This window comes from Paraburkholderia hiiakae (assembly GCF_904848665.1).
Taxonomy (GTDB): domain Bacteria; phylum Pseudomonadota; class Gammaproteobacteria; order Burkholderiales; family Burkholderiaceae; genus Paraburkholderia; species Paraburkholderia hiiakae.
Genome location: NZ_CAJHCQ010000018.1, coordinates 1 through 18,662, shown reverse-complemented (window position 1 = coordinate 18,662; position 18,662 = coordinate 1). Strand labels below are relative to the sequence as shown.

The following is an 18,662-nucleotide window of genomic DNA, read 5'->3' as shown; positions in this document are numbered from 1 at the left end:
AGCACTCCGGACCGATCATCCTTCGATATTCTCAATCGACGTTACGGGCAGCGATTTTCGATTGATTGTCGATGAATTGAAGGGAACCCCGGATGGTATTCAATTCGACAAACGGCGAAACACCATCTACTGGACCAACATGGGTCTGGATTTCAACGCCGACGACGGTAGCATCGAAGCGATTGACCTGAACGGCGAAAACCGCCACGTTCTCGCCGGGAAACGAGCTTTCACCACGCCCAAGCAGCTTTACCTCGATGCTTCTCGTGAACTGCTGTACTGGTGCGACCGTGAAGGCGGCGCGGTATGGCGCAGCAAAACAGACGGTAGCGAATTGACGCGCCTCGTCGATCGCTCCAGCGCCGAAGGCGGGAAAAGCGCGATTCTCAATCAATGTGTCGGAATTGCGTTGGATCACGCCAACCAGCGAATACTCTGGACTCAGAAGGGGCCGGCCAAGGGAGGGCAAGGGCGGATATTTAGCGCAGGGCTGGAGATGCCCGTTGGCGAAACCGCGGCTAACCGATCCGATATTAAGGTGCTACTCAAGGATCTTCCCGAACCCATCGATCTGGAAATCGACGCTGAAAACGCCTTGCTCTACTGGACGGATCGCGGCGCGGCACCGTACGGCAATAGCCTCAACCGCGCGCGGCTGACACCGGACGGGTTGCTGGACTCTCAGGTCATCTGCGTGGGCTTCGCGGAAGCTATCGGTCTCGCGGTGGACGCCGGTGCCAACGCTGCTTTCGTCGCGGATCTAGGCGGCCAGATCTGGCGCGTCGACCTGGAGACGGGAAACAAGGAGCTGATATTCAAGCTGGGGCACATCACCGGCATCGCTTTGTACTGAGCAGCTTCGGCTTCAATTTACGTGTTTGTAGAGTTAAGCAATGAAAGAAGCAATCAATCTGGAAGACAGAATTCGCGGCAGCCTCAAGAACCGCATTGCCACCGATCAGGAAAATAACTTCGATATCAAAGCGGAGACCGAAGCCGTACTGAACGGTGTCGGGGCTTCGCTGACTGAGTTCGGCGGTGAACTATCGTTTTACGGCCAGGACCCCATCGTCCCGAGCGTATTGCGGTACGGCGCTTTTTCGGCCATTGGACTCGCCGCGAAGGCCGCGCAAGTTGCGGCCATCTGGAAAATGAAAACCGGCCAGCCGCAAAACATTCACGTCGATGTCCGCAAGGCACTGCGACGTTTCGCGACGTTTTACGAAGGGTATCTGGAGACGGTCAACGGGTTTCCGGGTGCTATGGATTCCGAAGTGGGCTCCGGCGTACGTGGGGGCTTTCACAAGTGCAAGGACGGCCGCTGGATTTACCTGACCTGCAACTACCCAGTGCTGCGCAACAAGGCCCTGCAATTGCTCCAATGCCCGCCTGGCGATGCATTCGTGAGCGAGTCCATCGCCAGGTGGGAGTCATTCGCTCTGGAGCAGGCAGCCGAGGACATCGGCGTGCCTATGCATGTTCTGCGCAGCCCCGAGGAATTTCTCTCACTCGACCTCTTTCAACAGGTCATCAAGGAAACGCCCCTGATTTCCATCGAGAAAGTGGCGGACAGCGATCCCATGCCGTTTCAGTCACATGGCGACGCGCTCGGCGGCATTCGGGCGCTCGGGCTGGGCCACGTCATCGCGGGCGCCGGTATGGGCCGCGCGCTGGCGCTGCATGGCGCGGACGTTCTCAACATCTGGCGCCCGAACGACTACGAGCACAAGCTTTTTCACTACACGTCCAACGTGGGGATTCGTTCGGCGATGCTCGATCTCAACGGGAAACCCGAGCACCGCGAGCAGTTCGACAAGTTGATGGCCGGTGCGGACATCTTCTTCTCGAATCGTCGAAACGGTTTCTTGCAACGGCACGGCTTGACCGCCGATACGCTATGCAAGCAGCACCCGGGCCTGATTTGCGCGTCGGTCTATTTCAATGGCGAGAGCGGAGCATGGTCCAAACGCGTCGGTTTCGATGTCTCGACCGGTTCGTTTACCGGACCTTATTGGCTCGAGAGTCTGGGCGGAACCGACGGTCCTTCCGAGACTCCGCACATGACGCCGCAGATCGGCATTGTCAGCGATTTCGTGGCCGCCTGGCTCGGCACGGTCGGCATCATGCAGGCGCTCAAACGGCGTGCGGTCGAGGGCGGTAGCTACAAAGTCAGCGTGTCGCTGACACGCACGGTCTCCTGGCTGATGTCGCTCGGCATATTCGATCAGAAATACGCGCGGGCCACCGCCAATTCGAAAGACGAGCATGCTTACGTCGATCCCGATCCGATTCTGGCCAACACGCCGATGGGTTTCTACAAGGGTATCGCGGAGCAAGTGGAAATGACCCGCTCGCCCGGGCGTTACAAGCACTTACTGCTGCCACTGAATTCATGCCGGCCTGAGTGGGAAGCCGATTGACGCAAGACACCCCGGAAGCCCCGGGGTTTTATTGCCCAGCGATGCACGGCTCGGGAATTCGACTCAGTACACGATCCGGTATCCGTTATGTGACAGCGTCCACGTAACGCACCGCGTGGGCGGGGACGCTACCGCGGTTCATGGGCCTCGTCGGCGCCCCCGATATTGTCGGTGCTGTCGGCACGCGCTCCGTTGTATCGGGACTCGGCGGCAGCTTTCGCGTGATCCGCAGCGCGTTGCGCCGCATCGTCCCAGCCACCGCCGAGCGCGTAGAACACAGCGACCTGATCGACGGCCACCGCGCCCGCCGCGCTGATGAACTGCTGCTCGGCCTGCGCTAGCGACTTTTGTGCAATGAGCACGTCCAGATAGGGTACGGCACCGCGCCGATGAAGCTGGGTCGCCTGGTCGAGCGCCGCGCGGCTGAGGTTGCGGGCCTGGCGCAGCTGCGCGTGTTGATCGAGCTGTCGCGCGTAGGCGTCGAGCGTAGTCTCCGTTTCCTTGAGCGCGTTGAGCACGGTGCTGTCGTACAGGGCTTTCGCCTGGTCGGCGTTCGCGCCCGCCGCGCGGATCTTCGCCTTCGCAACCGCGACGTTCGGGAAGGTCCAATTGATGACGGGGCCGAGCGTCCACGTGCGGCCAGCCGTGCTGAACGTGTTGCTCAGGTTCGAGCCACTGAAGCCGAACGATGCGCCCAGGCTGACTTCCGGGTACAGGTCGGCCGTCGCCACGCCGATATTGGCCGTTGCGGACGCCAGCGCTCGCTCTGCCTGCGCAACGTCCGGGCGCCGCCGCAGCAGCGCCAGGCCGTCGCCGGCGGGCAGCGGCTGCGTGAGCGTCGGCGCCGCCTGGCACTGCGCGGCCTGGATCGGATAGCTGTCTGGCTGACGGCCAACCATGACGGCGAGCGCATAGAGTGCGGCCATGCGTTGCGACTCCAGCGCCGGCAATTGCGCGCGGCTGCTTTCGAGCTCGGCCTGTGCGCGGGTCACGTCGAGCTGGCTCGTCGCGCCGTGTCCAGCGAGGCGCTGCGTGGCGGCGAGCATGTCTTCATCGACCCGCACAGTGCGCCTGGCTGCGGCAAGCGCCGCATTGGCCTGGCAGGCACCCACGTAACCGGCAACAGTACCGGCCGCGACACGGATTTGCGTGGCGGCGAACGCGAACTGCTGCTCCTCGACACTCGCCGATGCGGATTCGATCGAGCGCCGCACGTGCCCGAAGAGATCAAGCTCATAAGAGGCGCCAATCGAGGCATTGATGAGGTTGAACACCATCAGCGTGGGAGAGCCGTCGATCCAGTTGCGCTGGCGTCCGCCGTTCACGTTGATGCCCGTCTGGGGCGATTGCGCGGCTTTGGCCTGGTCGAGTATCGACTGGATCGCCTCGATGCGCGTTGCTGCCGCACGCAGGTCGCGGTTCTCGCGCAGCGCCTCGGTGACGTAACTATCGAGCGTGGGATCACGGTAAAGCTGCCACCACGGCCCAGGGGGCGATTGCGGAGAGAACGCCTTGTCGCGTGCGGCGCCGAGTGTTGCGGAGATGGCGTCGGGGGCACGGTAATCGGGACCAACGGGGGGCAGCAGCGAACAGCCACCCGCAAGCGCGCACGTTGCGGCGAGGGCGGCGTGCCGCAGCGCAAGGCGGGCGGTGCTCACGATGCGACTCCCGCCTGCACGGACGCGGCCGGGATGGCGGCGCCGCTCGCACCCAGCGCACCCGCTGCGCCCGTACACGTGGGAATCGCGTTGCCCCGATGGTCCGCACCGAGGATCACGACCGTCGCCGTGCGTCCAGGGACCAGTGCGTCGCTCATGCATTGAGGGTCGAGCTTCACGCGCACGGGAATACGTTGTGCGAGCCGTACCCAGGCGAAGTTGGGGTTGATACTCGGCAACAGGTTGCGACCGATGTTCGTATCCGAATCGTTCACCGCACCCGTGATACTCGCGACGCGGCCATAGAGCAGCCTGTCGTCGCCCATCAACTGCACCTGCGCGCGGTCGCCCACATGCACATGCCTGAGACGCGTCTCCTGGAAATAGCCCTCGACGCGCAATGAATCCTGGTCGACGAGCGCCATCATGCCCTGCCCGGGTGTTGCGAAGGCGCCCGGCCGCAGGTCCACGTAAGAGACGATGCCGCTTGCCGGCGCGCGCACGCTCGAGCGCTCGAGATCGAGGTCGGCCGACGCAAGCGCTGCGCGCGCCTGGTCAACCGCCGCTCGCGCGTTGCGCAATTCGCTGTCCGACTGGTCGATGGCCTGCTGTGCGACAAGCCCTCGCAACCCCCGGTTGCGGCTTGCCTGTTGCTGCGCGTAATCGAGCGCGGCCTGTGCGCTTTCGAGGTTCGCGCGTGCGCGTTCGATCGCGATCGTGAAGCGCCTGGTATCCACCTGGAATAGCAGGTCCCCCTTGTTCACGTGCTGGTCAGCCGCGACCTTCACGCTCGTGATGATGCCGCTCACGTCCGAGGTGACGCCGATGATGTCGGCCCTCACGTGGCCGTTGCGGGTGCGGGGGTCCAGCGCGTAGTAAGTCCAGATGTACCAGATGGCGCAGAGCGCGCCGATGATGGCGGCGGCCATCGTTGCAACACGGGTGATTCGGCGAATCCAGCTCATGAGGTTCTCAGGTCGTTGTGGCCGGGCGCCACTGTGCATCTTGCAGCGCGCCGAACAAGGGAGTGAGCGTCGGGCCGCCGAACAGATACAGCAGTGCGGCGAGAATGACGAAATAAAGGGCGAGGTCGAAGACGTCGCGCAGGGCGATCAGCTGATAGAACCGCACGTGATCGAGCCCGCGCCGCAGGATGAAGAGCACGGCGAGCGCAGCGACAGCGGCAAAGACAAGCGGCGGAATGTAGACGCCGAATAGATCGATATCCGAAGTCATGTTCATCATCGGAATGCCCCATCAACTGGCCGGCTGAAAGCGTCAAGCGCAACACGCATCTCAAGCAGCGCGCGCAAGGCCTGGGCGTTTGCGCGCGGTGCGCTCGCGGCGTGGCTCAGCACGGGGTCGAGCGTGTAAGAAAGCGGCGGCGCGGCAATCGGGGTACTGCCTGCGCCCAGGCGCTCACGCAGCGTATGCGCGAGTGCCGAGACGATCGTGCACCGTTCGGCCGTCGTGCCGGCCCAGCGGCGCAATGTGCCCATTCCCATGCCGATTCGCAGCGCACGCAAGGTCTGCATCCCCGGGTCTTTCTGGAATGCGCCTTCGAGCACCGGCCTGCGCGTCTGGATGACCATGAAGCGGTCGAGTGTGTGCCACGCGTAGTTGCGCGCATCGGCGCCATGGCGATCGTCAATTCGCGTCATGCCGCGCACGCTCGACTTCATGAGCCATCGCACCGAAGCAGCGGTAGACGGCGGGGGAATCAGAATATTGACGATCATCGCGACCGCAATGCCGAGATACATCGCAATCACACTGCCGAGCAGCGCATCGGGCGTGGTGCCCGCGCCGTCGGCGCCGATGCGCAGCATCGCCATGGGCAGCACCGCGAACAGCACGCCGCCTTGCTTGAGAATCTGGAAACCAAGCAGAAAGAGGGCGGGCAGGAGCGCCAGCGCGAGCATGAAAAACGAATCGACGGCCGGCAGCACCACGAGCACATAGAGCGCGACGATCGCCATCGCGATACCGGTGATTCTTGCGACGACTTTCAGCAGCGCCAGCGGGGCGCTCGTCAATGTCGCAATAGAGACGAAGATCGCGCTCAACAGCATGCCGAACGCCATCGTCGTGTCCCAGCCCGTCGCATCCCAAAGCGCGCCGAGCAGGGCCATATGCAGGCCCACGCACAGCGCGCCGCGCAACGCGAAAGCCCAGTTGACCTGCGCGAAGGTCGCGGGTGTCATGCGTGCGCCGGCCGGCACGTGGATGTGTCCGGGCGCTGGCAGATCGAACTGCGCGAAGGCGCGATGCATTTGACGGCAGCCTGCGTAGATGCCTCGCAGGTAGCGCCGGTAGCAGAGCCTGACGGCAGCGGCGCGATCGCCTGCCAGAATGGCGACGGCCGGACGCAGGCGCATGCGCAGCACGGCCGAGCGGTCATCGTCGGGGCAGCCCGCCTCGATCCATTGTGCGAGTTGTTCGCGCGTGCCGATGTCGTCCGGGTGTGCCGCCGCGCTGCCGAACGCGCGGTCGAAGTCGACCATCGACGAGAGCACCGGCACGAGCCGGACGCCGTTTGTCAGCGCGGACATGAGCGCGCGGGTACGCTCCCAGCCGTAGCTCGATCCTTCACAGCTCATGCCGTCGCCAAGCGGTGTCAGTTGAAGGGTTTCCTGGATGATTCCGGTCTGCAAGCGGTCATCGACTGGCTGGCCGCGCAAGACGCTCACGGCGACCTCGCGCATGCTGCCGAGCCACTTGTGGGTGATTGCGGACGCGTTCGCGAAACCGTCGTGCGCAAAGAGCAGGGCATCGACGAAGATCAGTGAGAACACGCCGACCACGACATCCTCAATGCGGTCGATCGCGCGCGGGAATGCGGTGTCGGGCGTCGCGACGCCCGGCATCGCCACGAGCAGACACGTAATGCCGCTCAGCAGAAACACATAGAAGTTGGAGCGCCGATGCCGGTCGGCAAGGTAGATTCCCCCCATCAGCATGAGTGTCAGCGCAACCATGATCGCTGCAAGCGAGGTGGCGAACATGATCGAGGCCGCGACACCCAGTGTTCCGCCGATCAGGCTGCCCAGAACCATGTGCAGGCCCTTCAGGCGCAGTCGGCCCGATTGCGACTGGGCGAGGATGTAGACGCACATCATCGCCCAGTAGGGGAATTGCAGGCTTTGCCAGAATGCGATGCCTAGCGCGAGGATGGCCGCGAGATATGTCTTGAGGGAAAAGAAGAAAGAACTACCAGTGAAGTGGCTATTCATGGATACCGGAATGCGGGATTTGATTTATACGAGGTGCGCTGTGTTCTCTCGATTCCGAATACACGCGTTTTGCAATGCAAGGACCGTTCGTGGATTGCATCGATTCCATTCGACAGTCCGCTAACCAGAGTCAGGCATCGATAAAAAGCGGAGCTGGATGTTCAACAATATTTGAACGGACTATTTGCGCAACATTTTGATTAATAATTATAATTAATCGAATTGCATCTTAAAAATACGTATCTTGGTTATTGTCAAATAAGTCGCGATATTCAAGGCTGACCCTGCGAAGGGACAGAAGGGGGCTGTCACGTCCCCAGGGGCGGTCGTGTCTCAGTCAGCACGTCTCGAATGTCATAGTTGAGTCATAAGGTCGTTTGTTGTGTAGGAAAGCTAAGAAACTGAGGCGCCTTTATATTGCTGTCGGGCGTCCGTGATCGCCAGCCAGGCTCTCCGAGGCAATCTTGTGAAGCTTTGTCATCCTCCCGGTGCGAGCGCACGTCGTGCTGTGAAGCGTTGACCACTTGTTGTCGCAACCGCGCCTGTCGTTTGGGGGCAGCACAGCAACCGTCGATTCCATGTTGACGGGAGCCATATCTCTGACTAAAGTCAGAGATATGAGCGCAGCCGACATTCTTCAGATTCGTCGCTTTAACCGTATCGTCGCCGAAAGTATTGGCGCCATCGACGATCATTTCCTCGGGCGAGGCCGCCCGATGGGTGAATCACGCCTGCTATGGGAGATCGGTGTCGAAGGTGCGGATATTCGCGCGCTTCGCGCGCGGCTAAACCTGGATTCAGGTTATGTCAGCCGGACCTTGGCGTCTCTTGAGCGACAAAACCTTGTTGCCGTCCTCACTCATTCGAACGACCGCCGCGTACGCCGGGCTTGCCTGACTGAGGAAGGGCTCATGGAAAGGGCCGAACTCGAACGGCTCTCCGACGCAGTCGCTTTACGTGCGCTCGAACCGCTCGGCGATGAGCAGCGACGGAGACTGGTCGCAGCCATGTCTGAGGTTGAGCGTTTGCTCCAGGCATCGCTTGTGCAATTTGCGCTTGAGAAGCCGGATAGCGATGACGCGCAGTGGTGCTTTGAACAATACTTCGGTGAGCTCAACGAGCGCTTTGAGGCAGGATTCGACCCGGCTATGAGCTTGTCTGCAGATGCTCACGAACTGACGGCGCCGCTAGGCGCGTTGATCGTCGCGAGGCTCCATGGAAGCCCGATAGGCTGCGTCGCGCTGAAGTTTCACAAGAAGTCTCCGGCTGAGCTCAAGAGAATGTGGGTGAGTCCCACCGCTCGGGGTATGGGTGTAGGCCGCCGGTTGATTGTTGAGGCGGAGAAGCGCGCTCGGCAGGCCAAAGCGCGCGTGATTCGGCTGGAAACAAATCGCGCTCTGCGCGAAGCGATTTCGCTATACCGGCAATCTGGATACATCGAAGTCGACGCGTTCAGCGCGGAACCCTATGCCCATCACTGGTTTGAAAAGCGACTGGTGTGAGCGGACGTAACGCCTGGCACCGCGGAGTTTCGTCTGTCGCTGATGATCGTCTCTTGTGAGTTGCGAGTGTGAGTTCGCTGCGGCGTTCCCGAGCGACCGATAGTGACCGGACAACGGCCGTCATGCGTGTTGCCCAGAACGCTGTGTACCGCGCGGTGGTTTGAGAATACACGGCAAGCGAACCCATTGAGTAGCCGGCACGTCTCGGCCGGCGATCAGCGGTGTAGTTCAGGAATGGGCATCGCTTTCGCCTTTGGTTGGAATATCGCGAGCCAAAGATACTTGAGGTACCACAGCCCGAACGGGTAGTTCTGCCGGTCGTGCGGCGCCAACATCTTGACGAGGTCGTAATGATTGGTGAGAGCATCGACCGGCGGGCGCACAAAGACGGAGGTGCCTGCGATGTGGGACATGATCGACCTCGCCACATGGGCGTAGGCCCAAGGTGTCGAGGTATTTGTCTCAAGCACGCCGGGTGCCAGGAGAAAGAGGTTGGGGGCGTCGCCTGAGCGAAAAACGGAGTAGCAGCGAGCGGAGATCTCATTGAGCCTCCCTGCCTGTGTGAGCGAATCCAGACCCAGATAGCCAAGCTCCATGGCGTACCCGGTTCCCCAAAGCAGCAGGTCCGATCCGATCTCTTCACCGTTCGAGAGGCGCATCGTCTTGCCGTGGACGGACTGCACTTCACCGCGGTGGCGCTCGATGCTGCGGAAATTCCGGATCATGCCTGGCCGGCCCGGAATGAGCTGGTCGCGACGGATGTCGAAGTCGCCCTCCGGCATGATCTCCGTGATTCCGGCCTTCTTGTACCTTGCCCGCAGGTCCTCGTTGATGCGGCGGTTCATCGCGTTTGTGGAAAGACCAAGCATCTGGTATTTCGCCAGCAGGCGTATGTCAGTCCCGAGATATTTGAGCTGGCGCGTCGGGCGCATCCACTTCGTGGAACGATAGACCCACGTGATGCTGCTCGCCTCGTATGTGAAGCACAAGTCCAGCAGGTCGTATGCTGATGCGCCGCCGCCCACAACCGTGACGCGCTTGCCTCTCAACTCGTCCGGATTGCGCAGATCGAATGAGTGATATTCGTCGATGGACGAATCATTGCGCTCGACCTGCGGAACGACCGGGCGATTGTGTCCCCCTGTGGCAGCGATGAGCCACCTCGATTGATACGAGGCTCCGTCTGTTGTCACTTGCCAGCCGCCTTCGCAGGACTGTGCGCTCGTGACCGGTGCATTGACGACGACTTGAGGCGCGAGATCGAACCGTTCGACCCAGGCTTCGATGTTGCGCAAAATACCCGGCTGCCTTTCATCGGACAGCGGAACATTGCCGAGCGTCCAGTCTTCCTTGCGAAACTGAATGTCCTGCCACGAGGGAAGATCGCGCCACAGCCCGCCGACACGCTCACGGCGCTCCAGGAGCACGGTCTTGAGCCCAGCGTCTTTGGCGTACTTCAGGCAGATGACACCGCCGATGCCACCGCCCACGATAACCAGATCGAGATCGGAACCTGTGGTCATGGACGTGGCATATGCTGTTGTAAGGTGAGGCGAACCGATCCCGACCCACGCATGATGTGTTCCTCATACGAAGTGTTGGGCCTATTAGGGTTGCACGAAATATTCCTGAAAAGTATAGGCGGCCGCTGCTGAATTTGAGGATCCTTCCCGTTTTAATTGGGGACAGCACGTTTCCGTTCACAGGAAGGGGTATGAAGCGTTACGGCGGTTAGACGTGGAGGCCCGGGTGGATCATTGTTTCGAAGCGATCAGACTTGCGTTGCCATTCTTGCAGTCGGAAAGCGCGGTCCGAACAGGTCCGCGCCGTCGCGGGCACGCAGGGTTTAGCAATATCTTGAACTCGCACCAATGCCATAGAATGCAAAGCTGTTGCAGTTCCCGTTCCGGCGAAGTTCTCACTGGCGCCCGTGCCTATCAACCTGTAGCCCCCTTGGGGATTTCAATGGACAATCGCATCGCTATTGCAGGCACCCTGATGGACGCCTATCACGTTTGTGCGTTCTTCGACAGCCGCGAACAGGAATATGAGGCGCTGCTTCCGTACTACCGGCAGGCAGTGGAAGCCGGGGAAAAGAATTTCCATATCGTCGACCCTGCTCTCGTCGATGACCACCGGGCAAGGCTGCAGGCCTCTGGTATCGATACCCACGAATGCGAGGCGTGTGGCCAGCTGGAAGTGGTAACCTGGCCGGAGGCCTACCTCGACGACGAGGGCAAGTTCGACAAGCAACGCATGCTGGATATGGTGGATCGTCTCACCGGGACCGGACGGGACGCGGGCTTCTCCCGGCTTCGCATCATGGGAAATATGGACTGGGCGTTCGAGGACGTTTCCACCGCGCCCGAACTGATCGAATACGAAGCCCAGGTGAACGAGATCATCGAGCGTAACCGGCAACCCGCCGTGTGCGTCTACGATATGGCCAAGCTCTCCGGTGCCATGCTCATGGACGTCTTGCGTACGCACCCACTTACACTCATCAATGGAGTCGTGCAGGAAAATCCCTTCTTTATCCCACCCTCGGAGATGCTGAAGGAGTTGGAGTCTCGCAAAATGCGGGCAGCCGCGTAATGCGGTAACGCGCTGATCTGAGCGAAAAAAACAGGCCAAATGAGCGGCGATAGGTACGAAGATCAGAGCCCTGAAAGCGCGCTAAGAGACCTCATGGGTCTGCTGGCGCTTCCAGCGCTTTGGCCGGGGCGAGACGGTGCTGCGATCGTCGGACTGATGACGCAGGCAATCGAGCGCATTGTTCCTCTGGACATTTGCTATGTAGACGTCCCATTGCTTCCCCGGACCCCCGCGCTCGTGCAAATGCGAGTGTGCGGCACGCCAGTCAGCGCGGACGGCATGGAAAGTTGGCGGGATGCCGTTGCGGGATGGCATCACCTTCCCATCGGCACCGGGGTCAATCTGTGTGACACCCCGCTTGGACGGGCGAGAATAATCCGGCTCAGTATGGGTTTTAGTGCAGGGCAGGGCAGCATCTGGTTTGGCGCTTTGGCGCCGACTTTCCCGACTGTCAACCAGATTGCCTTTCTGCGGGCCGCCACGTCTCAGGCGGCCACCGGTATCCTCGCCGCACGGGCGGCGCACGAGCGGGAAGAGGCAAACCGATCGAAAGACGAGTTTCTCGCGATGCTCGGTCACGAACTGCGCAATCCACTAGCACCCATCTCGACTGCGCTGGGCCTGATCCGGCGTGAAAATGGCGGCGTGGCCGACAAGTACCACGAGATTCTGGAGCGGCAGGTCGCCCATCTGTCACGCCTTGTCGAAGATCTGCTGGATGTCAGCCGGATCACTCGCGGCAAGATAGAGCTCACGCGCGAAAGCCTACGGATTGGCTCGATCATTACGCGAGCGGTGGAGAGCGCAAGTCCGCTTGTGGAGCAACGTCAGCAGCGGCTATCGATTGCGATAGCTGACGACGGTGCCCGGATTTATGGCGATCTGACACGACTGACTCAGACCTTCAGTAACCTGCTGAACAATGCCGCTAAATATACCGACGTAGGGGGAGAAATCCGGGTGAACGCTCGAACCAGTGATAGCCACATCACCGTATCCATCTCCGACAACGGTGCCGGTATCAGTGCCGATTTGATGCCACGGCTGTTCAGGATTTTTGAGCAGGGACGTACTACGATCGATCGTTCGAAGGGGGGATTGGGTATTGGCCTGGCGCTCGTCCGGAATATGGTCGAACTGCACGGAGGCACCGTTTCTGCCTCAAGCGAGGGTGCCGGAAAAGGCGCAACGTTCACGGTGACGTTGCCGCTCGCATCCGGCGAAGAGGTCGCCCGTGCGTTTCCTCAAAAGCTCCAGATTCCAGAAGCTCTGCCAGATCGATCGGGGGCGCGTGTTCTGCTGGTTGACGACAATCTGGATGGTTTGGTTTCCATGGAAGCCTTTCTGACTGACGTCGGATTCGACGTTGCGACGGCGTTCGATCCTCTGCAGGCATTGGATCTAGCCGCCCAGTTTCGGCCTGACGTTGCTATTCTCGACATCGGGTTACCGGGAATGGATGGATATGAACTGGCGGCTGCCCTTCGGGCGCAATCACAACACGCAGGACTTCGGCTGTTCGCGCTTAGCGGTTACGGCCACGCAGAGGATCTGAAGCGCTCGCACGCAGCGGGCTTTGAACGGCATTTTGTGAAGCCGGTGGCTCTGATGGATCTGGTTGATGCGCTAAGAGACGACCGGAAGCCAGCGACGTAGTGGCGGGTTACAGGCCGACCCCGACGTTTGAATGTCCGAGCGGCGATGCGTGTGAACGGCTGCTTGGGGCTGCAATTCGGCCCGGCGCCAGACAAGCTATCGATCAGATGGCACAGCAGGTTGTTCAACTGGCAGGCAGTGATAGCGTGGGAATGTACACGCGTGTGACCATCCGACTCTTGCGCGCTTGCGTTCTTATCGATATAGTTTTTATAACGATTAACCTGAGAGAACATGACGGCATGGAGAGCGTCTTCCGCAACTGTCGGTTGGCCTTTGCACGCGAGCCGATTGATCGTGCTCCGGGTCCATGGCTCGCGTGCTATCCAATCTTTCAAGAAGCGCTGGGTAGCGGCGAGACAACGTTCCGGGCGCTGCCTGACTACGCCAGGTCGGTGGCACTGCGGCGCACGTGCATCGACGCAGCGGAACAAGCAATGGCTTGCGCGACCCTCGATGACGTCCGTGTGTCCTTCATTGAGTTACGCACGCAATCCGTATGTGAGGCCGTTGAGGATTACCTTGGGAAACAGAAGGGCGAGCGGATTTTGCTGCCCGACGGCGTCACTGGATTGCGTCTAAACCTGATCGAGCACATGCAGAACATTGCGCCCCCGTTGATGGCGCGGCCGCCCTGTTTGCTTCGCCCGGGTCGGCATATCTTCATTGACGGCTGGATGCGATTTTTCTCGTACACGACACGCGGCGATCTAACGATCCCGTTGCTCGCCATTGACTGGCTGGACTTTCACGATCGCCTGGGCGCGCTGCCGCCAACGCGCACCATCTAATGCACAGTCAGATGCGTCCATCAGCGAAGGCGCCGCGCGGCGTGTCCTCGCATTACCGCAACTGGTTGTTGTAGGCGCTGTCCAATGCGACGCGTACGCGGAACATGCCATCCGTCATGCGAGAACGGTTAGGCTGTGTTGGCAGGAGAGCGAGGATGCCCTTGATCATATACAACATGATCAACGCGCCGCCCAGATCGCCCGCGAACATCATGAAGAAGCTTTCAACAATGTTCTGCGTATTCCCTTGCAACGCGAACCAGAGGTGATGCAACAGTGGATTCGCAATTGAATACGCGACCGCTAACAGGAGAAGTCGCGTCGGGGTGAGATTCGTCAACGAAGCCTTCAGGTCGTAGCGCTCCAGGGCCAGCCTGTAAACCAGATAGGGCGCGAGCGAACCTAGAACGGCACCCGCTATTGCGCGAACCGGGTCGTGCGGAAACCAGTAAAGAAAGTCGACCAGGAGACCGGCAACCAGCAGCCCGATAAACCCGTCAAACCCAACCAGCAACGTGCTCAGAAGCCGGACTCCTGACGGGAGATATATCCAGTTGATACCTTGTACAAACGAAGTCCCCGCGAAAACCGCCTGATTGATCCACAGCGACGCCAGAAACGCGGCTACGGTACCTGTTATCGACCAGAAATGTAAACGTAAGCTCCCCATGGCGGTACAATCCTCTTACTGTTCGTTTTAATTCGCCGCATTAGCTAGCCGGAGATTCGCCGAGCGGACCCCACCCTGAACGGTGCGCAAATCATGACACGTCCAGCTGACATCTATCTTCGATTCCTGCAACTCACCGAAGCTCTGCGCGGCTTGCCTGCGCTGCCTGCGCTCGATCCGCTCGAAGAGAAGATCCTGGAATTCGTTGCGCGCACGACGCAAAAAAGCAATCGCCTTTCGGTTCGCGACATGATGGCACAAAGCGAGATTGGCTCGCCCGCCACGCTTCACGCCCGCATCACGTCGATGCGGGAAAAGGGCTGGCTGACGCTCTCCGATACCGAAGATGCCCGGCGCAAGCAGATCGAACTCACGCCTGCCGCGCTCAAGCATTTCGACAGACTTGCCGAGGCCTTCGCGAAGGCTGCAAAGGGGCCTTAGGATTTCCGGAACTGTCGGCGTAACCGACAAGATCCGATAGTCGGATCTCTCTGCCGACCGTATGGCTTGGGCAGCCGCCGAGCGAGGCCCCCCCCCGTCCACATCCAGTTGGATTGCCCACCACCTCCGCCGCACGCATTGGGGTATCTTTAGCGACAACTTGTTTGCAGGCTGGCTAACCGGCCGTTACACCAGTTCGACAGCGGCTCGTTGCATCTCGTCGGCTACCTCGATGTATCTACGTCGCCGGGATGTTCCGATGTACGCAAGGTGCCACCCCCGTTTGAATCGGCCGGAATTAGAAGCACCGATGCATCAGACGTTGCAGCACGGATTCAGCGAAGAGCGTACCGCCGGCGCAATCGGTTTGTGCCTGGAAAAGCGCTGTAGAACAGAGATGTGATTTATTGGCATGATGTGCTCAGAGGTTCTGCGCAAGCCGGCAATAGTTAGTGCAGAACCTTGAATCATGCTTTTTATTGCTCGCCTGAGACGAGACAGACGAAACCACGTCCTTGAGCGACGAGTGGCGCGGGAACAGCTTCGGATTCTCGGCCACGCCGGAAACCAGCGAGGAGCTTTCGCCTGCCAGCTGCGTGTCTTTCAGCACGCCGACCATGAAGGAAAATGCCGGCCATCTGATTTCCGTTCGCCATCGTATCTCTCCAGTCGGGGCACCACGTCCTTATGTCGAGAATGACCGCAAAAGCGATGAGCCGCCGGCACCTGCTGACGCTGATCGGCAGGAACCTCGGCGTGGCCGCCATGATGCAAGGCATGGGCACACTTGGGTTCGCCGCTCCCTCGACCTATGCCGGACCGGTCAAACTTGATGGCGCGCCCAAAGGAACGCGAATTCTCGTGCTCGGAGCGGGCATGGCTGGCCTCGTCGCTGCCTTTGAGTTGAGGAACGCGGGCTACCAGGTGCAGGTGCTCGAGTACAACGACCGCGTGGGCGGCCGCGCATGGACCGTCAGGGGCGGTGATCGCTATACAGAGCTTGGCGGTGCCACACAGTACTGCGATTTCGCTGACGGGCTTTATCTGAACCCGGGGCCGTGGCGCATTCCGTATCACCACGAGGGCGTACTCGACTACGCAAGACGCCTTAGGGTGCCGTTGGAGCCGTTCATTCAGGTCAATTACAACGCATACCTGCATTCGACGGAGGCCTTCGGTGGCAAGCCGCAACGATTTCGTGCGGTGCAGACCGACTATCAAGGCTATATCGCCGAGCTGCTATCCAAAGCGATCCACAAGGACGCACTCGATGATGCGTTGTCAGTCGAAGATGCGGATCTGCTACTCGAATCCCTGCGACGGTGGGGCGCGCTCGATCGGAATGGTCGCTATCAGGCGGCCCAGCGAAGCAGTGGACGTCGCGGATTCGCGACCGCGCCTGGCGGTGGGCTGATGCCAGAGGCCGTGCCATCGAATCTGCTCCAGCGGGACGCCTTGCTTGCGTCGCGTTTGTGGCAATGGCTGTCGTCGGGTAACGAGCTGGACTTCCAGAGCACCATGTTCCAGCCCGTGGGCGGCATGGACAGGATTGCCCATGCGCTTTATTCGGAGGTCGCGAGCGCCGTAGTGTTCAACGCCAGAGTCACGGCCATCTCGCAGGACGAGCGAGGCGTCACAGTGCGCTATACCGATACGTCCGCCCGGACCGAACGGAACGCACACGCGGATTGGCTGGTGTGCACCATCCCGCTTTCGATCCTGAGTCAGATCGACATTGCGGTTGGGCCGGCCATGCGCGCCGCGATCGATGCGGTGCCGTACGAGACATCGGTGAAAATCGGTTTGCAATTCGGACGTCGATTCTGGGAAGAAGACGAGCAGATCTACGGCGGCATCACATATACCGACCTGCCAATCTCGACGATTGGCTATCCGGCGACGGGTTACGGATCAACGGGTCCCGTGGTGCTGCTCGGCGCCTACATGTGGGGGCCCGCCAGCTACGAGATGGGTGCGCTGCCCCCTGCGGAACGGATCGCGGTGGCGTTGAGCCAGGGCAGCCAGATTCATCCGCAGTACGCGCGCGAGTACCAGAGCGGCTTCGCAATGAGCTGGAGCCGATCACCGTTCACGAACGGCTGCTTCGCCGCATGGACGGATGCGTTGAGGAAATCGCATTACTCGAATCTCTGCCAGATCGACGGACGCATCGTCCTTGCCGGAGAGCACGCTTCCCATATCCCGGCATGGCAGGAAGGCGCCGTGCTGTCGTCACTGGACGCGATCACTCGGTTGCATCGGAGAATCGTCAATGGGTAGGCCGATGTTGATTCCCGCCGTGATGCTGACGGCCTTGCTGATGGGAGGGGCGATGGTTTCGCCTCAGGCCGTGGCGCAGGACGCATCACGCACCTTCACGATTTCGCCGGGCTACCGTTTCACCGAGGAAAGCGGCGAAGCGCTTTACAACGCTACCTGCGCGGGATGCCATATGCCCGATGGAAAAGGCGCACAGGGCGCGGGTCACTACCCGGCGCTGGCCGGCAATCCGGCAGTCGAAGCAGCGCCCTATGTCATCGTCAACGTGCTGCACGGCCGGAAGGGGATGCCATCGTTTGGGGACATGATGAATGACGATCAGGTCGCTGCTGTCGTTGACTACACGAGAACCCATTTCGGCAATCGATTTGCCGGGAGCGTCACGCCAAGTCAGGTTAAAAACCTGCGCTGACTTTAGCAATATGAAGTCGTTGGCGAATACTTGGCCGTAACTGGCATTGGACCGGGCACGGTCCGACGTCAACCAGGCAGCGGGTTGCTGGCGGTGGCGGCATCGAACAGCGGTCGTTCGTCAAACGCCCGCACCGACCAGTTCGACGGCGTGCTGACCGCGTTCGTAAGAGTTCGGGGCCGTCAAGGCGCAAGCGAAAATGCGGTCAATTCGGCACCGATTACATCGGACCTGGACGGTCAGTGGCGGAGCAGGCCACGGGACGACGTGCAGCAGGTGTTAGATCGCGCCGTGCCTCCGAAGCGCCTGATGTCATCAGCGTCACAAAAAAGCGAGTGGCCACGATGAAAAAACGCTGTTACTGCTGACTGTGCTTCTGGCCGGGTGCGCCAGCACCGCTGACATCGATACCAGTAAGGTCGATCCGGATTGCGCCTATTCATGTAGCACTACCTATTCCGAATGCCTCGGGAGATTCACATTCTTCCCGCTCATGGCGCAACACCAGTGTACGGACGCGATGAAGCTATGTGTTCAGTGCGTTCACCCGCGCCTCGGGACGCAGAAAATTTCTCCTCACATAATCGGTGTAGCGGCCCCAGAAATAAATATTCCAGATTTTCTTGACGAGTGGTCCTTGGGCCTGCATAATTCGCCTCCCTTCTGATGAACGGGCGCAAAAACAGCGACGCGAAACGCTGTTTTGAGTGACGCGATCTTTAAAAATTTACAGCCGATAAGTGTGGGCGCTTGATGCGGTGGCGGCCTGACCTTGTTCTCCGGAGCAGAGTCGGGAGCAGCAAAAGTATCAAGAGTCTCACACTAAAGTAAGTCAGGTTTTTGAATTTATTCAATGACCTGTCAGCTTTGAGTGAGCGACCGGTTTCGAGAGAAACCGAAAACAGTAACAGGTTTAAACTGAAGAGTTTGATCCTGGCTCAGATTGAACGCTGGCGGCATGCCTTACACATGCAAGTCGAACGGCAGCACGGGTGCTTGCACCT

Annotated in this window: 16 protein-coding genes and 1 rRNA gene; 10 read left to right on the top strand and 7 right to left on the bottom strand. The window is 60.2% G+C overall.

What is annotated here, in order from left to right:
- The first annotated feature begins 61 nt into the window (after nucleotides 1–61).
- Nucleotides 62–853 (top strand): hypothetical protein, encoded by a 792-nt coding sequence (locus JMY28_RS28175; RefSeq protein ID WP_236597081.1) that lies wholly within the window; start codon nucleotides 62–64, stop codon nucleotides 851–853.
- A gap of 40 nt (nucleotides 854–893) precedes the next feature.
- On the top strand, nucleotides 894–2,420 hold the full coding sequence (locus JMY28_RS28170; RefSeq protein WP_201699189.1) for a CoA transferase: 1,527 nt from the start codon (nucleotides 894–896) through the stop codon (nucleotides 2,418–2,420).
- Between the two features lie 128 nt (nucleotides 2,421–2,548).
- Here JMY28_RS28170 and JMY28_RS28165 read toward each other — a convergent pair whose 3' ends face one another.
- From JMY28_RS28165 to JMY28_RS28150, 4 genes are read right to left on the bottom strand one after another with little or no spacing between them, the layout of a single operon-like run.
- A complete protein-coding gene (locus JMY28_RS28165) occupies nucleotides 2,549–4,078 on the bottom strand; it encodes an efflux transporter outer membrane subunit (protein WP_201699188.1) in 1,530 nt (509 codons plus the stop codon).
- On the bottom strand, nucleotides 4,075–5,043 hold the full coding sequence (locus tag JMY28_RS28160; protein WP_201699187.1) for an efflux RND transporter periplasmic adaptor subunit: 969 nt from the start codon (nucleotides 5,041–5,043) through the stop codon (nucleotides 4,075–4,077). The genes JMY28_RS28165 and JMY28_RS28160 overlap by 4 nt, the downstream gene beginning before the upstream one ends.
- A 7-nt stretch (nucleotides 5,044–5,050) precedes the next feature.
- Complete coding sequence (locus JMY28_RS28155) at nucleotides 5,051–5,323, bottom strand: DUF1656 domain-containing protein (protein ID WP_201699186.1); 273 nt, start codon at nucleotides 5,321–5,323, stop codon at nucleotides 5,051–5,053.
- Entirely contained in the window at nucleotides 5,320–7,311 is a 1,992-nt protein-coding gene (locus JMY28_RS28150) for an FUSC family protein (RefSeq protein WP_201699185.1), read from the bottom strand. The genes JMY28_RS28155 and JMY28_RS28150 overlap by 4 nt, the downstream gene beginning before the upstream one ends.
- Before the next feature lie 617 nt (nucleotides 7,312–7,928).
- On the opposite strand from JMY28_RS28150, the gene JMY28_RS28145 reads away from it, so the two are divergent.
- Nucleotides 7,929–8,813, top strand: coding sequence for a bifunctional helix-turn-helix transcriptional regulator/GNAT family N-acetyltransferase (locus JMY28_RS28145; protein ID WP_201699184.1), 885 nt, complete (start codon nucleotides 7,929–7,931; stop codon nucleotides 8,811–8,813).
- 215 nt (nucleotides 8,814–9,028) lie between these two features.
- On the opposite strand, the gene JMY28_RS28140 is transcribed toward JMY28_RS28145, so the two are convergent.
- Entirely contained in the window at nucleotides 9,029–10,336 is a 1,308-nt protein-coding gene (locus tag JMY28_RS28140) for an NAD(P)-binding domain-containing protein (RefSeq protein WP_201699183.1), read from the bottom strand.
- Between the two features lie 442 nt (nucleotides 10,337–10,778).
- Between JMY28_RS28140 and JMY28_RS28135 the strand changes: the two genes are divergently transcribed.
- From JMY28_RS28135 to JMY28_RS28125, 3 genes are all read left to right on the top strand, one after another.
- Entirely contained in the window at nucleotides 10,779–11,408 is a 630-nt protein-coding gene (locus JMY28_RS28135) for an MEDS domain-containing protein (protein ID WP_201699182.1), read from the top strand.
- A 93-nt stretch (nucleotides 11,409–11,501) separates the two neighbouring features.
- On the top strand, nucleotides 11,502–13,064 hold the full coding sequence (locus JMY28_RS28130; RefSeq protein WP_201699181.1) for a hybrid sensor histidine kinase/response regulator: 1,563 nt from the start codon (nucleotides 11,502–11,504) through the stop codon (nucleotides 13,062–13,064).
- A 242-nt stretch (nucleotides 13,065–13,306) separates the two neighbouring features.
- A complete protein-coding gene (locus tag JMY28_RS28125) occupies nucleotides 13,307–13,855 on the top strand; it encodes a hypothetical protein (protein ID WP_201699180.1) in 549 nt (182 codons plus the stop codon).
- A gap of 52 nt (nucleotides 13,856–13,907) precedes the next feature.
- Here the strand turns inward: JMY28_RS28125 and JMY28_RS28120 are convergent, their stop codons facing one another.
- The gene (locus tag JMY28_RS28120; protein ID WP_201699179.1) at nucleotides 13,908–14,525 is read right to left on the bottom strand and encodes a hypothetical protein; all 618 of its coding nucleotides are present in this window, start codon (nucleotides 14,523–14,525) and stop codon (nucleotides 13,908–13,910) included.
- 93 nt (nucleotides 14,526–14,618) lie between these two features.
- Here JMY28_RS28120 and JMY28_RS28115 point away from each other — a divergent pair, with 93 nt between their 5' ends.
- Nucleotides 14,619–14,966, top strand: a complete 348-nt coding sequence (locus JMY28_RS28115; protein WP_201699178.1) for a helix-turn-helix domain-containing protein — start codon at nucleotides 14,619–14,621, stop codon at nucleotides 14,964–14,966.
- A 421-nt stretch (nucleotides 14,967–15,387) separates the two neighbouring features.
- Here the strand turns inward: JMY28_RS28115 and JMY28_RS28110 are convergent, their stop codons facing one another.
- Nucleotides 15,388–15,585, bottom strand: a complete 198-nt coding sequence (locus JMY28_RS28110; protein WP_201699177.1) for a hypothetical protein — start codon at nucleotides 15,583–15,585, stop codon at nucleotides 15,388–15,390.
- A 68-nt stretch (nucleotides 15,586–15,653) separates the two neighbouring features.
- Here JMY28_RS28110 and JMY28_RS28105 point away from each other — a divergent pair, with 68 nt between their 5' ends.
- From JMY28_RS28105 to JMY28_RS28095, 3 genes are all read left to right on the top strand, one after another.
- Nucleotides 15,654–17,246 carry an NAD(P)/FAD-dependent oxidoreductase gene (locus JMY28_RS28105; protein ID WP_201699176.1) on the top strand — a complete coding sequence of 531 codons (1,593 nt, stop codon included), beginning with the start codon at nucleotides 15,654–15,656 and terminating at the stop codon, nucleotides 17,244–17,246.
- 4 nt (nucleotides 17,247–17,250) lie between these two features.
- The gene (locus JMY28_RS28100; protein ID WP_236597080.1) at nucleotides 17,251–17,658 is read left to right on the top strand and encodes a c-type cytochrome; all 408 of its coding nucleotides are present in this window, start codon (nucleotides 17,251–17,253) and stop codon (nucleotides 17,656–17,658) included.
- Nucleotides 17,659–18,573: 915 nt separating this feature from the next.
- A 16S ribosomal RNA gene (locus tag JMY28_RS28095) occupies nucleotides 18,574–18,662 on the top strand; the annotation flags it as partial.

What these genes read in the sequence shown, in the direction of transcription:
- JMY28_RS28145 (WP_201699184.1), top strand. Translation starts at nt 7,929, where the DNA reads ATGAGCGCAGCCGACATTCTTCAGATTCGTCGCTTTAACCGTATCGTC.
- JMY28_RS28110 (WP_201699177.1), bottom strand. Translation starts at nt 15,585, where the DNA reads ATGGTCGGCGTGCTGAAAGACACGCAGCTGGCAGGCGAAAGCTCCTCG.
- JMY28_RS28140 (WP_201699183.1), bottom strand. Translation starts at nt 10,336, where the DNA reads ATGACCACAGGTTCCGATCTCGATCTGGTTATCGTGGGCGGTGGCATC.
- JMY28_RS28150 (WP_201699185.1), bottom strand. Translation starts at nt 7,311, where the DNA reads ATGAATAGCCACTTCACTGGTAGTTCTTTCTTCTTTTCCCTCAAGACA.
- JMY28_RS28155 (WP_201699186.1), bottom strand. Translation starts at nt 5,323, where the DNA reads ATGATGAACATGACTTCGGATATCGATCTATTCGGCGTCTACATTCCG.
- JMY28_RS28105 (WP_201699176.1), top strand. Translation starts at nt 15,654, where the DNA reads ATGTCGAGAATGACCGCAAAAGCGATGAGCCGCCGGCACCTGCTGACG.
- JMY28_RS28160 (WP_201699187.1), bottom strand. Translation starts at nt 5,043, where the DNA reads ATGAGCTGGATTCGCCGAATCACCCGTGTTGCAACGATGGCCGCCGCC.
- JMY28_RS28135 (WP_201699182.1), top strand. Translation starts at nt 10,779, where the DNA reads ATGGACAATCGCATCGCTATTGCAGGCACCCTGATGGACGCCTATCAC.
- JMY28_RS28125 (WP_201699180.1), top strand. Translation starts at nt 13,307, where the DNA reads ATGGAGAGCGTCTTCCGCAACTGTCGGTTGGCCTTTGCACGCGAGCCG.
- JMY28_RS28120 (WP_201699179.1), bottom strand. Translation starts at nt 14,525, where the DNA reads ATGGGGAGCTTACGTTTACATTTCTGGTCGATAACAGGTACCGTAGCC.
- JMY28_RS28170 (WP_201699189.1), top strand. Translation starts at nt 894, where the DNA reads ATGAAAGAAGCAATCAATCTGGAAGACAGAATTCGCGGCAGCCTCAAG.
- JMY28_RS28100 (WP_236597080.1), top strand. Translation starts at nt 17,251, where the DNA reads ATGTTGATTCCCGCCGTGATGCTGACGGCCTTGCTGATGGGAGGGGCG.
- JMY28_RS28130 (WP_201699181.1), top strand. Translation starts at nt 11,502, where the DNA reads ATGGGTCTGCTGGCGCTTCCAGCGCTTTGGCCGGGGCGAGACGGTGCT.
- JMY28_RS28115 (WP_201699178.1), top strand. Translation starts at nt 14,619, where the DNA reads ATGACACGTCCAGCTGACATCTATCTTCGATTCCTGCAACTCACCGAA.